Source organism: Algoriphagus iocasae (assembly GCF_014206875.1).
GTDB lineage: Bacteria > Bacteroidota > Bacteroidia > Cytophagales > Cyclobacteriaceae > Algoriphagus > Algoriphagus iocasae.
This window is the reverse complement of the sequence record NZ_JACIJO010000001.1, coordinates 784598-800135: the sequence shown is the minus strand read 5'-3', so window position 1 is coordinate 800135 and position 15538 is coordinate 784598. Positions and strand designations below refer to the sequence as shown.

Genomic DNA, 15538 nt, shown 5'->3' with positions numbered 1-15538 from the left:
AGGGTATAGAATCCTTATTTAGAATTATTTCAAATTGGAATTTCGGTTAGCAAAATTGGCACTTTAACACCCATAGTCTGTTAAATTTGCAACCAAGACTTGTACCTATGCAAATCAAGTTTAGAGCTTTAAGTTTATCACATAAGACAGCACCTGTTCAAATCCGGGAAATTATTGCCCTTGGGGATCAGGAAATCCAACGCATTTTACTGAAACTGAAGGACTTCTTTAGTTTAAATGATGTGCTGATTTTGTCTACCTGTAATCGAACTGAAGTTTATTACAGTCACGACCTCGATCTTAGCACAGAGATCATCAAATTGGTTGGTCTAGAAAAAGGTCTTCCTGACATTGTCAATTACCTAGAATACTTCCAGATTTATCAAAACGACCGAGATGCAATTTCTCATTTGTTCCGTGTTTCTATGGGACTCGAGGCACAGGTTGTTGGGGATATTCAGATTTCCAATCAGGTAAAAAGAGCATATCAAGCATCAGCAGATTTAGAAATGGCAGGTCCATTTTTACATCGTTTGATGCACACTGTATTTTTCACCAACAAGAGAATCGTTCAGGAAACTTCTTTCAGAGAAGGTGCTGCTTCCTTGTCTTATGCGACAGTAGAATTAATCGAGAGTCTTACTGCAAATACATATCAGCCAAGAATCTTATTAATTGGAGTTGGTGAAATAGGTGAAGATGTAGCCAAAAACATGGTATATCTTCCAAATGCCAAAGTAACAGTTACCAATAGAACACTTTCAAAAGCAGAAGAGATTGCTGCTCCTTTGGGGTTTGAGGTGATTCCATTCGAAAATTGTATTGAGGCAATGAAAGAATCAGATGTGATTGTTTGTTCAATCATGAAAAATGAGCCTTTCATTACAAAAAATCTAATTCAGAAATTTGAAATCCCTAGCTATAAGCTTTTGATTGACCTATCAGTACCTAGAAGTATTGAAACTTCAGTAGAAGATGTACCTGGTGTGATTCTATATAATGTTGACAATATCAGAAGCAAAACTTCTGAAGCTTTGGAAAAAAGGCTTGCTGCTGTTCCTCAAGTTGAGGCAATTATCAATGAGAGCATTGATGAATTTTACAGCTGGAAAAAAGAAATGATGGTTTCCCCTACCATCAACAAGCTGAAACAAACTCTTGAGCAAATCAGACTTGAGGAGTTAAGCAGATACTTGAAAAATGCAGATGAGAAGGAATTTGCAGTGATTGATAAAATCACTAAAAGCATGATGCAAAAAATTCTGAAAGTTCCTGTGGTACAACTGAGAGCTGCCTGTCAAAGAGATCAAGCTGAAGAAATGATCGAATTTATTTCGGATCTTTTTGACTTAGATAAAGAGGACGTCAAAAAGTAATTACATAAAAGTTTAAAGTGAAATGACCAAAGGATTGCTAAAACCTTTGGTCATTTTATATTTGAGCCCTCATCAAGATTTATCACTCTAAAACAGAATGAAATTACATCTCTCAGTTCTCAAATTTTTCATATTCACCGTTTGCACAGTCACTATTTCAAAAGCTCAGACTTGGGAAGTTTATGATGATGAATACAAGCTTAAGGCAAGATTACTTTATGATGAGGTAGAACTATTAAGTGAAACAGTGCGAATCGGAAAAAAGGACTCCATTTTAAGTTTACTTTCTTCCGATCTTAAGCCTGCTGTTTCACTTCAAGGAACTGAGATCTACCAATATTTAGCTCCTTGGATACTTGTAAAAGGCCCAAATGGTATTGGCGCTTTCCATGAATATGGACAACAGGTTTTGCCTTTGGAATATGATGGAATCGAAACTTATTTTAATCTTCTTTTGGCCCGCAAAGGAAATAACTACTGGATATTTGAAAGAGGAAGCGGTAAAACAACGTCATTAGGAAGACTTGATGAAGCCAAACTGACCAAAACAGGAATGCTGATTACCCGGATCGGGAATGAATATTTCATCCCTTTGTCTAAAGCCGGTCAAAAATCATTTCAATTGCTGGAAGACTCAGAGGGCGATTTTTTACTTGCAAAAGAGTCTACTGGATTTGGCCTAATCAATCGTGAAGGTGACTATGTAATGGACCCTGTGGTGGACGAATTAAGACATAACAGAGGGAATTTTTATTTTGGTTACGATGAAAATCAATTCCTTTTAATTGAAGGAAATGACATCAAAGCGAATGTCCGATATAATTCATTTCATAAAATCACTTTGGAGAATGGTTTGATGCTAGAGTACATCCATGGCAAACTTCGCAGAGTCATGGAAGAAGATGGGATTTTGCTTGATGCTGTAGGGATGGAAGAAGTAAACAGAATTGATGATAACCTCTACACGATTAGATTTCGAGATGGCAACTTAGGTTTGTTAGGCAAAGGTGGCTGGCTGGTTAGACCTAATGCTCCAGTGGATAAAATCTGGATGGGATCCGATGGACTTTTCCCTGCCTCAAAAGATGGCGATTTGGGATTTATTAATTCGTTGGGAGAATGGGTGATCGAACCTCAATTTGAGGAGGTTGGAAAGTTCTCAGAATCCTTGAGTTCGTATAAAAAATCAGGAAAATGGGGCTTAGTAAAAAGTAATGGAGAATTGGTTGGAATGCCTTCTTGGGATGAAATCAAACCATTTTCAAATGGCTTTTCCATTGCAAAAGCAAGCAATGGGTTTTATTTGCTTAACTCCTCTGGCTCGGCTGTAAATCAGGAATCTTTAGATCAAATTTCCAGAATCAACGATGGCTATTTTATTATTGAAAAAGATGGGAAAGTTGGAATCTTAGATGCTACTGGGAAAGAACTAATCCCAATGGAATTCGAAACTATTCAAAGAGCCAAAAGAGACCAAATCATCGTTGCAAAAGATGGCAAAGTAGGATTGATCTCTGATCAAGGTGAAATTCTTCTTCCACTAGCTTTTGAAAACATCATACTCGATACGGACAGCAACAGGATTTTAACCAAAAATCTATACGAGCCGGTAGTGGTTGTGGAACCCGAGCCTTTGGATAAAAAAGGTAGAAAGCGAAACTAAAAGAAGAAGCCCTCAAAAATTTGAGGGCTTCTTCTTTGTACTCTTATTTTTTATCTGATTTTCCTTTGCTAGAATCTAGATTATCTGGATCCGATTTAGCGATTGAGTCTCTCATCGAAGTGTCGGATTTGATATTTTCCATTCTATAATAATCCATCACTCCTAATTGACCGCTTCGGAATGCCTCCGCCAAAGCTTTTGGAACTTCTGCTTCAGCCTCCACAACTTTCGCTCGCATTTCTACATTTTTGGCTCGCATTTCTTGCTCAAGCGCTACCGCCATTGCTCTTCTTTCTTCCGCTTTTGCTTCCGCAACTTTTAAGTCTGCAGAAGCCTGATCGATTTGAAGCTTCGCTCCAATGTTGGTTCCCACGTCAATATCTGCAATATCAATTGAAAGAATTTCAAAAGCAGTTCCAGCATCCAAGCCCCTTTCCAAAACCAGTTTGGAGATTTTATCAGGGTTTTCTAAAACACTTTTATGATTAGATGCAGAACCGATAGAAGTTACGATACCTTCTCCTACCCTTGCTAAAATTGTCTCCTCTCCTGCTCCACCAACTAATTGAGCGATATTCGCCCGAACCGTTACTCTCGCTTTTGCGATCAATTGAATCCCGTCAGCCGCCACTGCAGCCACATTTGGAGTATTGATCACTTTTGGATTTACAGATATCTGTACCGCTTCAAAAACATCTCTACCAGCCAAATCAATTGCTGTTGCCTGTTTGAAAGAAAGATTAATATTCGCTTTATCTGCTGAGATCAAAGCTCTGATCACATTTGGCACATTTCCTCCTGCCAAATAGTGCGTTTCCAATTCACCAGTAGTAAGCTCTAAACCTGCTTTGGTAGCAGTAATCAAGGAATTGACGATAACTCCTGGAGGCACTTTTCTAAAACGCATACCTACCAATTCCAACAATCCTACGCGGACATTGGAAAAGATCGCTGTAATCCAAAGTCCTACAGGAATGAAATACAAAAAGATAAATAGGACAACAATCGCGGCTATCGCTGCGACTAAAATAAATAAAGAATTAGATGGATCCATTTTTGGCTATTTTACTATGATTTTATTGTTTTCAATTTTTATGATCGTGACGTTTTTCCCTACTTCTATAAAGCCATTTTCACTTTTAACTTCAAAGATTTTATCCTCAAAAGTAGCTTTCCCAATTGGCTTAATATCTGAAATGGCCTGACCAGGCATCCCAACAGACAAACCGTCAGTTCTTCCATCAAAAGCTCCCCCTTCCATTTTTGATTTTAGAGAAAAATAATTCCATACACCAGAATTAAATCCATACCAAATTACAGCTATATAACACAAAGCTGTTATTCCCATAATCCAAAGAGCAATATTTAAATCAAATGAAATATAAGCGTAGTAAACACCTAGAAGACTTACCAATAAACCGATAATTCCTACCACCGTAGTGCCTGGGAGCAGAAAGACCTCTATCAGAAATAGAACGAGGCCGATAATCAGAAGACTGGAAAGAATGAAAACCGTCATGTATTTGGGGGTGTTGAATGTCCTAAAATACAAGTTTCCTAGACACCAAATTCGACAAGACAAAAAAAACCCGGAAAATTCCGGGTTTCATATTAATAAGCTTTTGCAAAATAGACTCTTCCTTCTGAAGGTTTGCCGGTCAGAATACAAGTTCCGGCTTCTTCTTTCCTTGCTAAAGGAATGCACCTAATAGTTGCTTTGGTCAAATCTTTTATTTTTTCTTCCGTTTCGGATGTTCCATCCCAATGAGCTGAAATAAATCCGCCTTTATTCTCAAGAACCTCTTTAAACTCATCCCAGGTATTCACTTCTGTAGTCTTTTCCTCTCTGAAAGAAAATGCCCTATCATAAATGGACTTTTGGATATCATCCAGCATTCCGGTTATTTTTTCGGTAATAGGTTGAGAAGCCAACTCGAATTGTTCTTTCGTCAAAGTATCTCTTCTTGCAATTTCAATAGTGCCATTTTCAAGATCTCTTGGACCGATTGCAATTCTCAAAGGTACTCCTTTCAATTCATATTCAGCAAATTTGAAACCTGGCTTATGCGTATCTCTATTGTCATATTTCACAGATACACCAGCTTTTCTCAAGTCAGCCATGATTTCATTAGCTTTCGCTGAGATAGCCTCAAATTCCTCATCTTTTCTATAAATCGGAACAATCACCACTTGGGTTGGTGCCAGCTTAGGAGGAAGTACTAAACCATTATCGTCAGAGTGAGCCATAATCAGCGCACCCATCAAACGTGTACTTACACCCCAAGAAGTTCCCCATACATATTCTAGTCCTCCTTCTTTTGTCGCAAACTTCACATCAAAAGCTTTTGCGAAATTCTGACCTAAGAAATGGGATGTTCCTGCTTGCAAAGCTTTTCCATCTTGCATCATCGCCTCAATACACAATGTATCATCAGCTCCAGCAAATCTCTCATTTGCAGATTTACGACCTCTTACTACAGGCAATGCCATGAAATCTTCAGCAAACTGTGCATAGACATTCATCATTTGCAATGTTTCTGCTTTAGCTTCTTCAGCAGTAGCATGAGCGGTATGTCCTTCCTGCCAAAGGAATTCTGCAGTTCTTAGGAAAAGTCTGGTTCTCATTTCCCAACGCACCACATTAGCCCATTGGTTTACTAATAGAGGAAGATCACGGTAAGATTGAATCCAGTTTTTATAGGTACTCCAGATTACAGTTTCGGAAGTAGGCCTTACGATTAATTCTTCTTCCAATTTTGCTTCAGGATCCACAATTACTCCACTCCCATCCTCTGCATTTTTCAGACGGTAATGTGTTACCACTGCACATTCCTTAGCAAAACCTTCTACGTGACTTGCCTCTTTGCTCAAATATGACTTGGGGATAAATAAGGGGAAATAAGCATTGGTATGACCAGTTTCTTTAAACATCCGGTCTAGTTCCGCTTGCATTTTTTCCCAAATAGAATAACCGTATGGTTTGATTACCATACAACCCCTGACTGCGGAATTTTCCGCCAAGTCGGCTTTTTTAACTAATTCGTTGTACCAAAGTGAATAATCTTCACTTCTCTTAGGTAGTCCTTTACTCATTATAATTGATTCAGATACTTTTTGTCCTTAATTTTGCTAAATTGAGCAGGGCAAATATAAAGTAAAAAGTATAACCCTTCACTTCTGACCACGTATAAGAAAGTAACAATCTAACTTCAACCATGAGGAAAATTTCAATATTCACATCTTCTGTTGTTCTCAGCGCTTTAGCATTGAGTGCTTGTAGCACCAATAAACTTGCGACTAGTGGAGAACAGGATAACTTGTATTTCATGGCTTCGGATGCTAAAATCGCTACCGAGTTTGCTGTGCAAAACAATAATCCTGAATCTTTTGAAAGCCTGAGTTCATTGAATACAGACTCCTATAAAGGTGAAAATTTCAGCTCTAGGAATGTAAATCCTGAATACATAGCGAGATATACCGCTGCTGAGGATACAATTTCTGATGAGATGGTTTATTTCGACGAAGGAGTTGAATCTTCAGGAGAAGGTGATATCAATGCATACGATAATTATAGAGTAAACAATTCCAATTCTTCTTACGGATCAAATTTCTTCCCAACCATGTCTTTAAGCCTTGGTTATATGGGAGGCTTTAGTCCTTGGGGAATGGGATATTATAGTCCTTTCTACGATCCATTCTATATGCCTGGCTACATGTATCCTTCTTTCGGATTCAGACCTGGATTTAGTCTAGGTTTCGGATTTGGTTTCGGATTCGGACTTGGTTTTGGTTCTATGTGGGGTCCAAGTTATGCTTGGGGAGGATATCCAATGTATGGAGGATTTTATCCTAGCTATGGTTATCCAGGGTATTATCCTGGTTATGGATTCAATAGACCAATTTATGTTCTTCCTGGCGGAGAATATGGAGATAGAAGAGTTGTAAGAGGAGCTCGAGCAACAAGAGGTTCAAGTTTAGCGACTTCTTCTTTAGGCACTAGATCTTCTGCTGTTTTGCCAAGTACTTCAAGAGCTCAAGCAAGAAGAGAGGCAGTAAATTCTCCTTCAAACAGAAGCTTAGTTTCTAACTCAAGTGCTAGAACTGCATCAAGAGAATTTGGTAGCTCAAAAAATGATTATTACACTAATAGTAGATCTAGAGTAGGAACTACAAGAAATGTAAGTTCTCCTGCCGTAACTAGAAGTGCTACTAGATCTAGAAGTGCAATGCCTTCTGCAAGACCTAGTTATTCTGGAACAAATTCAAGATCTTCAAATTCAGTATATAGACCAAGTAGAAATACTGGCACATACAATAGAAGTGCTAGCCCTTCTTATAATAGATCGGCAAGTCCTTCTTACAACAGAAGTAATATTCCTGCTCGTACATCGCCATCTTACGGTTCGCCGTCAAGATCATCAATGCCGAGCAGATCTAATACACCAAGCTATAGTGCTCCAAGCAGAAGCTCGGGTAGCGGCATGAGTTCTGGAGGATCAAGAAGCGGCGGAGGCAGCGTCTCCAGCGGATCATCCAGAGGAGGAAGGGGAAATTAATTCCCCTTTTTTTTTGAACATATCTGACACAATTCCTTAGCTAAGCCGTTATTATTAAAAAATTATTTCTCTCAATGAAATTAAAGATTCTTATATTCTTCAGTTTTCTCCTATCCTCCAATTTGCTATTGGCGCAGAGTGGTTATTATGAAGATGCATACAGATTCAGTCATGTAAAAGCAAATGGTTCCTCCCGGATTATGGGGATTGGCGGAACCCAATGGTCTATTGGCGGCGATGTTTCAAATATCGCTGGAAACCCAGCAGGCCTAGGTTTTTTCAGATCTTCCGAAGCAAGTATTTCCATCGGATATTCTGATTGGGGAGTTAACACAACTTATTTAGATCAGGGCAGGTCATACAATACCAGCAACTTCAATTTGCCAAACCTTTCCTATGTGATGGCCAACCCAAAGGATGGTTTATCAAGAGGAGCTTTTAAAGGAGGAGCTTTTGGAATCAGTATTCAACGATTGGCAAACTTTAATACAGAATATGGTTTTTATTCTGACGAAATCGGCAATACTTCCATCATTGATTTTTATCTGCAGGATGCCAATGGAATCCCAGAAACTCAAATTGAATCATTTGGTTTGACAGGACTTGCGTATTCTACCTACCAGATTAATCCAGTATTTGTAGATGATAATGGGAATGTTATTCAAAACCCTACCTCCTACGATTCATTTGTGACTGGTTTCCCTTTTCAGGATGAAAACATTACGCAAGAAGGAAGCTCCAACCAAATCACTTTTGCCTATGGAGCTAATTTCAACCATAAGGTGTTTATAGGTGGTTCGGTAGGAATAAGGAATCTATCATTTACTTCTCGAAAAACTTATAACGAAGAGTTCCCTGACGGACCTTTGATAAATTCTTCACTTTCTGAAAGATTATATATTAACGGAGCAGGCTTAAATGTCAATTTGGGATTAATTTATAAGCCAATTGATTATGTGAACTTAGGTTTCACTTTCCAGACTCCAACTTGGTATGCTTTCAATGAAGAATATGAAGCAAGTATGTTTGCGGAATATGACAACTACGAATTCGAACCTGAAAACATTACTTTAGGAAGAGTTGAGGCTTTATCTGACTATATAGTCGGTTCATATAACTTAAACACACCACTAAAGATCGGTGGTGGAGCTACATTTTTCCTTGGCAAAAATGGATTTGTTTCAGCTGATATAGACTTTGTAGATTATAGCAATTCCAATATTAAAAGCAGGGACTTTGACGAGGGACCTGATAATGAAGCTATCAGAAGCACCTATACAAGCACGCTGAATTATAGATTTGGAGCAGAATTCAGGTTTGATATATTCCGAATCAGAGGAGGTTATGCGTATTATGGTGATCCAATAGCTAATTCAGATTTTGACAGAAGTACCAATCAGATTAGTGGTGGATTCGGCGCAAAACTCAATAAGTTTTCAATTGACCTTGCGTTAATTAATCAGCGCTTCGATGGGCTCTACAGTAGCTACCAGGTATTAGATGCTCAGAACAATAATATAGGTCCAGTAACCCAATTAGAGAACAATATTTTTACGGGTATGCTAACCTTAGGATTCAGCTTTTAAAAGACTGATCAATTCAGATATCAAAAGCTCAGCGGAGAAGTCTTCACCGCTGAGCTTTATTTTTGCCTGATTATAAAAGTATTCCCTTTCCAGCAAAAGGCTCTTTAGCTTCGCTGTAATCTCATCTCTATCTAGTCCTTGAAACATCGGCCTATTTTGAATCTTTGACAGCCCCAAACGAGTGGAAATTTCATCTAATGGAACATCCAAATAAACTGAAACACCATGTTTATTGATCATGTCCATATTGTCATTAAAACAAGGACAACCTCCTCCTGAAGCAAGAACAAAAGAGTCGGTGCTTTCTAGGGTTTGTCTCAAGGTTTCACTTTCCCATTCCCTAAATTTTCCCTCACCAAATTTGCTGAAGATTTCGGGAATTTTCATTTCGTAATTTGATTCAATCAATTGATCCAAATCATAGTAAGGAAAGTTTAAAACAGAGGCCAATTGTCGTCCAAATGTGCTTTTTCCCGAACCAGGTAGTCCTACCAAAACGACTTTAAGTTCTTTTGTCATTTCATAAAAAGATCTAAAACCTCTCCGGCCTCCGGTGTATTGTTGTGATGATATTTCGATAAAACTTCTCCGTCTTTAAGAATCATTATTCCAGGATTTGAGCGGATAATTGTTTTCACCACAGTCGCATCAGCCTGCAAGCCTGTAATGCCCCACCCTCTTTCACTAATCAGTTTTGTTATCTCTTCCTCAGTAGCTGCTGCTACGAATACAACTTCAATAGGAGAGTTTCTTAATGAAGCAATCAATGCATCGATTTGCTCCAGATTAGAATCATCCATTTTAGGCATACTGCTCACCAAAATGGCTACTTTATTGCCATTAAACATCTCGGCAGAATAATCACCATTCTCATTCCAAACCGCGAAATCTGAAATCTTAGGTAAGTTTTCAGGATTTTTGATATTCATTTCCACAAACTCATAGCTTTCATCCGAAGGATATGAATCAAGAATGACCGTTTCACCATCCTTTTTCATCACATATGAATACAACAAAGGTGCAGAAGGCTCCATTGCCTGCGGAATATTCACACCAACCTTATAAGCTCTGAAGTCAATGAATGGTAGATTTCTAATCGCCAAAATTGATAATACCAAGGAGCTAATTAATACTAGGACGACAAGGCCGTTCGCCCACATAGGAGAGGAATCCGGAAGATCATCCCTGAACAGGAATAAAATGGTAATCAAAACCAATAAAATAATGTCTTTATAGAAAGATTCCCAAGGAGTCAATTTGATGGCGTCTCCAAAACATCCACAATCCGTTACTTTATTAAAGTAAGCAGAATAGAAAGTCAGAAACGTAAAGAATAGAATCATCAATCCTAAAGCCCATACGGTAAATCGACTCTTCACTCCGAGAATCAGCATAACTCCAAGGACAACTTCGACTACCACCAAAAACACACCTATTTGCAGAGCAAAAGGTTCAAAGGCAGCAAAAAAACCAGCAATATCATTAGAGAATACATCAAAATACTCTTCAAGTTTGATTGATGTCCCAACTGGATCATTTACTTTAATTAATCCTGAAAAAATAAAAAGCCCGCCTACCAAAAGGCGTAAGACCCAAAGAAATCCGTCTTTAATCATGATGATATCCAAGTTTGATCAAACAAAATACAGAGTAATTAATCATATCCTGATAATTGGCTTCAATTCCTTCTGAAACGATGGTTTGTCCTTCATTATCTTCTATCTGTTTGACACGAAGTAATTTCATCAATACGATGTCAGTCATAGAGCTTACTCTCATTTCTCTCCAGGCTTCACCATAATCATGATTCTTATTTTCCAATAATCCTTTCGTATCACTCACCCATTTATCATAGACTGGTTCTAATTCTGAAAAAGGTATTTCCATTCGCTCATCATCAGAAAAACTAATTTGAAGCAAGGCGATAAGGCAATAATTAATGATTCCTACAAACTCATCTACGATTGGATCATTTACTTTTTGACTTCCCTTTTCCTGGATAGATCGTACTCTTTGAGCTTTGATAAAAATCTGGTCGGTAATGGATGATAATCTTAAAATCCTCCAAGCAGTACCATAATCGATAGTTTTCTTACGAAATAATTCTTTACAACGGCTGATAACTTGTGTATATTCGTTGCTAGTTAGCGTCTCCAAATTTTATTTTAGTTTAATGTTTCCGGTTCAGGGATATTCTTCTTTCGAAGATAGATTATTTCCCCAAAAATATACATTTCAAATCAACGGACGGCTCCATGTTTGGAACAGTCCAAAGATTATGGGTATTTTAAATGTAACACCTGATTCTTTTTTTCAAAAAAGCCGGACTGATTTTAACTCTACTGATTTCTCTGCCAAGGTAAATAAATTAGTTGCTGAAGGAGCAGATATATTGGATATCGGAGGTTATAGCTCAAGACCTGGGGCTTCAGAAGTTTCGGAAGAAGAAGAAATCAGAAGAGTTGTTCCAGTCATTGAATGGATCGCCGAGAATCATCCGGAAGTATTAATTTCTATTGATACCTTCCGGGCAAAAGTGGCAGAAAAAGCAGTCCAATCTGGTGCTCATATAGTAAATGATATTTCGTCAGGAGACCTTGATCCAGAAATGATACCGGCTGTAGGTGAGTTAAAAACGCCGTATATCGCAATGCATATGAAGGGAAATCCGAAAAATATGCAAGAACTAACAAATTATTCTGATATTTTAGCAGAAATATTGAATTATTTCGCTGAAAAACTGGATCAATTCAAAAAGTTTGGCATCAAAGATGCAATAATTGATCCTGGCTTTGGATTTGCAAAATCGATTGAACAAAATTATTTTTTGCTGAAAAATTTAAGCCAGTTCCAATGTTTATCATCACCCGTTTTAGTCGGTGTTTCCCGTAAATCAATGATTTACAAAACTCTCCAAAACGATGCTAATGATGCTTTGAATGGAACTACAGCATTAAACATGTTTGCCCTTTGTCAGGGCGCAAACATCCTAAGAGTACATGACGTAAAAGAAGCTAAAGAAACACTTAAACTATATCACACAATTTACCCTTGACCCTACTATTTAAAATAGGATTTTTAGACATTTCCATCGTCAATATGATTGATATTGCGTTGGTAGCTGCGCTATTATATCAAATTTATAAATTGCTGAAGGGAAGTGTTGCGATAAAGATATTTCTTGGATTTCTTTCGATTTATCTGATTTACCTTTTGGTAAGAGCGCTTCGAATGGAGCTCCTTTCAGCAATATTAGGTCAGTTTATGGGTGTTGGTGTGATTGCCGCCATCATTATTTTTGCACCCGAGATCAGAAAGTTCTTGCTACTTATCGGCCGTTCTTCATTTTTATCCGATGATAATATGTGGAAGGATCTTCTTTTCTTTTGGAGAAAAAGAGAAAACTCGATTTTCAATATCAGTCCGATCATAGATGCATCCAAGACTTTGGCAGGTAGCAATACAGGAGCATTGATGGTTATCTCAAAAAGTACTGAGCTTAAATTTTATGCTGAAAGTGGAGATATTCTTGACGCCGAACTTTCCAAAAGACTTTTGATTTCCATCTTCAATAAATACAGCCCACTTCACGATGGAGCAGTAATTATTTACAATGGTAAAATAAAAGCAGCCAGATGTATTCTTCCTGTTACCGAAAGAGAAGTTCCCGCACAATTTGGCTTGAGACACAGAGCAGGTATCGGGATGTCAGAAGCTACTGACACATTGATTTTAATAGTTTCAGAAGAAACCGGTCAACTCTCTATGGCGAAAAATGGCAAGATTCTCCATAACATGTCATTTCAGGAAGTTCGTGAAACGATCAATGATTATTTAAATAGCGAGGATGTAGATGCTCGATTTGAAGACATTGATGAATACGAATTAAAGAAGAGACGAAAACTAGCTATGACAAGCAAATCATAAAGGAAGGCAAGTTGAATACTTGCCTTTTTTATTGTTATCCATCCATAATTATTTATCAAGATTTAAACACAAAAAAATTATCTTGAAAATATTCCAGAAAGGATTTCTTCGTTTACCAAAGAGAGCTTTCCTGATTTCCGAAACCTCTTATAAATTCAATATGCCACCAGAAAAATTTCTTCTGGGAATTATTATATTTTAAAATCAAGTTGTCTTTTCTTAATCCCAAGCGGCAAATGCCAATTAGAAATCACCCTAAATTAATTAGTTTCATTTGGCTAGATGGATTAATATTTGCTTTGCAGCTACCTAAATTAACATCTGGATAAAAAAACCAAGTACGATTTCACCCATGAGGAAACCTTCACTCATCCAACTTATCTCATTTTTCATCCTTTTTTCAGTGGGCGCGTATGCTGCTCAAGCTTATATCCCAGAACTGAAAGAACAATTAAAAGAAACGTACACGGCGCTTACTAATTCCCCTGAACCCAAAGAAAAATTAGAAGCTTTAGAACCAATAGAAGTGGAAACACCTGAAATAAGAGTGGTTCCTCCGATTCCAGAAGGTTTAATTACAAAAGAATATGACAAGCATTTATATGCTGCCGAACACAATGGTTTTGGATTAATTGAGTCTGAAGATCATTTCAAAAAGCTGATTGAAGATGAAAAACTAGTGTTGGTAGATAAGGGAAAGGGTTATGAAATCATGAAATTGACCCATAGCCATCCTTACATTACACCTTATTCCAAGGTTATTCTTGAAGAACTTGGTTTGGCTTTTCAAGCTTTAACTGATGATGAAAGCTTTTTCACGATTACATCAGTAACGCGTACCCCAGAACAGCAAAAGAGTCTAAGAAGAAGAAATAAGAATGCCACAGGAGGAACAAGTTCTCGTTCTTATGGCGTTTCATTTGATATTTCTTACATCCGCTTAAATGGCAAAAAACGCTTTAGCAGACCTCTTCAAAAGAAGATAGAGACCATTCTCAAAGAATTTGAAAAGTCTGACAAAATCGTATTTATCAAAGAAAGAAAGCAAAGTTGCTATCATGTAACAGTTAGATAATCCATCACATGGATTGGAATTGCCTTCAAAAAAAGTCGGGTTTCAATAATTGAAACCCGACTTTTTATTTACAAATATTGACAACCTACTCTACTTTTTCAAATAGGCAATGCTCACTTTATTTAATCACTCCCAACTCTTTGCCAACTTCGGTAAATGCCTGAATAGCTTGATCCAAATGAGCTCTTTCGTGTCCAGCAGAGATTTGAACTCTGATTCTAGCTTGGCCTTTTGGAACAACAGGATAATAAAAACCTATCACATAAATGCCTTTTTCCAATAATTTCTCGGCCATTTTTTGGGATAAAACCGCATCATATAGCATCACTGGAACGATAGGATGTGTTCCCGGCTTGATATCAAATCCTGCAGCAGTCATTTTCTCACGGAAGTAAACAGTGTTTTCTTCCAATTTATCTCTCAACTCAGTGGTACCGGTCAAAAGATCAAATACAGCAATGGATGCTCCGGTGATAGAAGGCGCCAAGGTATTAGAGAATAAATACGGTCTTGATCGCTGGCGCAAAAGCTCAATAATTTCTTTTCTTCCAGAAGTAAATCCTCCTGAAGCCCCACCTAAAGCTTTTCCAAGCGTTCCTGTAATGATATCAATTTTACCCATGACACCACAATGCTCGTGAACACCTCTTCCGGTTTTACCCATAAATCCGGTGGAGTGACATTCGTCAGACATCACTAATGCTTCATATTTCTCTGCTAGCTCAACGATTTTATCCAGTTGGGCGATCGTGCCATCCATGGAGAAAACTCCATCCGTCACGATAATCTTTTGTTTAGCTCCCTTTGCATCAGCATCTTTCAATTGTGCTTCTAGGTCAGCCATATCATTATGCTGATATCTAAATCTCATTGCTTTGCAAAGTCTTACCCCATCGATAATAGAAGCGTGATTTAATGCATCTGAAATAATTGCATCTTCCGGGCCCAAAATCGGTTCAAAAACGCCTCCATTTGCATCAAAAGCTGCTGCGTAAAGGATGGTATCTTCCGTTCCCAGAAACTCGGAAATCTTTTTTTCCAATTCCTTATGAATATCCTGTGTACCGCAAATAAATCGCACAGAAGACATTCCAAAACCATGTGTATCAATGGTGGCTTTAGCTGCTTCAATCACTTTTGGATGTGAAGAAAGACCTAGGTAATTGTTAGCACAAAAATTTAAAACTGACTTACCACCAGCAATTGTGATTTCGGCAGATTGAGGAGAAGTGATGATTCTTTCCTTTTTAAAGAGTCCAGCTTCTTCAATTCCTTTTAACTCTTCTACCAATTTGGGTTTTAATCGATCGTACATATACTTGTTAGAATAAATTGTTCAATTATTATCAGTTGCC

Annotated in this window: 14 protein-coding genes; 7 read left to right on the top strand and 7 right to left on the bottom strand. The window is 37.8% G+C overall.

Annotated elements, in window-relative coordinates; genetic code table 11:
• Positions 1-107 precede the first annotated feature (107 nt).
• Both hemA and FHS59_RS03430 read left to right on the top strand, forming a co-directional pair.
• Positions 108-1376 (top strand): glutamyl-tRNA reductase, encoded by a 1269-nt coding sequence (gene hemA / locus FHS59_RS03435; RefSeq protein ID WP_184493051.1) that lies wholly within the window; start codon positions 108-110, stop codon positions 1374-1376.
• A gap of 97 nt (positions 1377-1473) precedes the next feature.
• Complete coding sequence (locus FHS59_RS03430; protein WP_184493049.1) at positions 1474-3039, top strand: WG repeat-containing protein; 1566 nt, start codon at positions 1474-1476, stop codon at positions 3037-3039.
• A gap of 43 nt (positions 3040-3082) precedes the next feature.
• Here FHS59_RS03430 and floA read toward each other — a convergent pair whose 3' ends face one another.
• The 3 genes from floA to proS all read right to left on the bottom strand — a co-directional run bounded on the left by floA (position 3083) and on the right by proS (position 6132).
• A complete protein-coding gene (gene floA, locus FHS59_RS03425; protein ID WP_184493047.1) occupies positions 3083-4093 on the bottom strand; it encodes a flotillin-like protein FloA in 1011 nt (336 codons plus the stop codon).
• Positions 4094-4099: 6 nt separating this feature from the next.
• On the bottom strand, positions 4100-4558 hold the full coding sequence (locus FHS59_RS03420; RefSeq protein WP_184493045.1) for an NfeD family protein: 459 nt from the start codon (positions 4556-4558) through the stop codon (positions 4100-4102).
• 92 nt (positions 4559-4650) lie between these two features.
• Entirely contained in the window at positions 4651-6132 is a 1482-nt protein-coding gene (gene proS / locus FHS59_RS03415) for a proline--tRNA ligase (RefSeq protein WP_184493043.1), read from the bottom strand.
• Between the two features lie 122 nt (positions 6133-6254).
• Between proS and FHS59_RS03410 the strand changes: the two genes are divergently transcribed.
• Positions 6255-7595, top strand: a complete 1341-nt coding sequence (locus tag FHS59_RS03410) for a hypothetical protein (RefSeq protein WP_246388278.1) — start codon at positions 6255-6257, stop codon at positions 7593-7595.
• A 74-nt stretch (positions 7596-7669) separates the two neighbouring features.
• Positions 7670-9181 (top strand): OmpP1/FadL family transporter, encoded by a 1512-nt coding sequence (locus tag FHS59_RS03405; protein WP_184493041.1) that lies wholly within the window; start codon positions 7670-7672, stop codon positions 9179-9181.
• Here the strand turns inward: FHS59_RS03405 and FHS59_RS03400 are convergent.
• The 3 genes from FHS59_RS03400 to FHS59_RS03390 are packed head-to-tail and all read right to left on the bottom strand — an operon-like array spanning position 9164 to position 11338.
• Positions 9164-9700, bottom strand: coding sequence for a shikimate kinase (locus FHS59_RS03400; RefSeq protein WP_184493039.1), 537 nt, complete (start codon positions 9698-9700; stop codon positions 9164-9166). The two genes, FHS59_RS03405 and FHS59_RS03400, sit on opposite strands and share 18 nt — an antisense overlap.
• On the bottom strand, positions 9697-10797 hold the full coding sequence (locus FHS59_RS03395; protein WP_184493037.1) for a BT_3928 family protein: 1101 nt from the start codon (positions 10795-10797) through the stop codon (positions 9697-9699). Before FHS59_RS03395 ends, FHS59_RS03400 begins: the two co-directional genes overlap by 4 nt.
• Entirely contained in the window at positions 10790-11338 is a 549-nt protein-coding gene (locus FHS59_RS03390) for a DUF1599 domain-containing protein (protein ID WP_184493035.1), read from the bottom strand. Before FHS59_RS03390 ends, FHS59_RS03395 begins: the two co-directional genes overlap by 8 nt.
• Before the next feature lie 16 nt (positions 11339-11354).
• Here FHS59_RS03390 and folP point away from each other — a divergent pair, with 16 nt between their 5' ends.
• The 3 genes from folP to FHS59_RS03375 all read left to right on the top strand — a co-directional run bounded on the left by folP (position 11355) and on the right by FHS59_RS03375 (position 14183).
• Positions 11355-12236 carry a dihydropteroate synthase gene (gene folP, locus FHS59_RS03385; RefSeq protein ID WP_184493033.1) on the top strand — a complete coding sequence of 294 codons (882 nt, stop codon included), beginning with the start codon at positions 11355-11357 and terminating at the stop codon, positions 12234-12236.
• Positions 12233-13108, top strand: a complete 876-nt coding sequence (gene cdaA / locus FHS59_RS03380) for a diadenylate cyclase CdaA (RefSeq protein ID WP_184493031.1) — start codon at positions 12233-12235, stop codon at positions 13106-13108. The genes folP and cdaA overlap by 4 nt, the downstream gene beginning before the upstream one ends.
• 352 nt (positions 13109-13460) lie before the next feature.
• Positions 13461-14183 (top strand): DUF5715 family protein, encoded by a 723-nt coding sequence (locus FHS59_RS03375; protein ID WP_184493029.1) that lies wholly within the window; start codon positions 13461-13463, stop codon positions 14181-14183.
• A gap of 118 nt (positions 14184-14301) precedes the next feature.
• Here the strand turns inward: FHS59_RS03375 and kbl are convergent, their stop codons facing one another.
• A complete protein-coding gene (kbl, locus tag FHS59_RS03370; protein WP_184493027.1) occupies positions 14302-15498 on the bottom strand; it encodes a glycine C-acetyltransferase in 1197 nt (398 codons plus the stop codon).
• Between the last annotated feature and the right edge of the window lie 40 nt (positions 15499-15538).

Coding starts and splice junctions, on each gene's coding strand:
- hemA (WP_184493051.1), top strand. CDS start 108: ATGCAAATCAAGTTTAGAGCTTTAAGTTTATCACATAAGACAGCACCT.
- FHS59_RS03430 (WP_184493049.1), top strand. CDS start 1,474: ATGAAATTACATCTCTCAGTTCTCAAATTTTTCATATTCACCGTTTGC.
- floA (WP_184493047.1), bottom strand. CDS start 4,093: ATGGATCCATCTAATTCTTTATTTATTTTAGTCGCAGCGATAGCCGCG.
- FHS59_RS03420 (WP_184493045.1), bottom strand. CDS start 4,558: ATGACGGTTTTCATTCTTTCCAGTCTTCTGATTATCGGCCTCGTTCTA.
- proS (WP_184493043.1), bottom strand. CDS start 6,132: ATGAGTAAAGGACTACCTAAGAGAAGTGAAGATTATTCACTTTGGTAC.
- FHS59_RS03410 (WP_246388278.1), top strand. CDS start 6,255: ATGAGGAAAATTTCAATATTCACATCTTCTGTTGTTCTCAGCGCTTTA.
- FHS59_RS03405 (WP_184493041.1), top strand. CDS start 7,670: ATGAAATTAAAGATTCTTATATTCTTCAGTTTTCTCCTATCCTCCAAT.
- FHS59_RS03400 (WP_184493039.1), bottom strand. CDS start 9,700: ATGACAAAAGAACTTAAAGTCGTTTTGGTAGGACTACCTGGTTCGGGA.
- FHS59_RS03395 (WP_184493037.1), bottom strand. CDS start 10,797: ATGATTAAAGACGGATTTCTTTGGGTCTTACGCCTTTTGGTAGGCGGG.
- folP (WP_184493033.1), top strand. CDS start 11,355: ATGTTTCCGGTTCAGGGATATTCTTCTTTCGAAGATAGATTATTTCCC.
- FHS59_RS03375 (WP_184493029.1), top strand. CDS start 13,461: ATGAGGAAACCTTCACTCATCCAACTTATCTCATTTTTCATCCTTTTT.
- kbl (WP_184493027.1), bottom strand. CDS start 15,498: ATGTACGATCGATTAAAACCCAAATTGGTAGAAGAGTTAAAAGGAATT.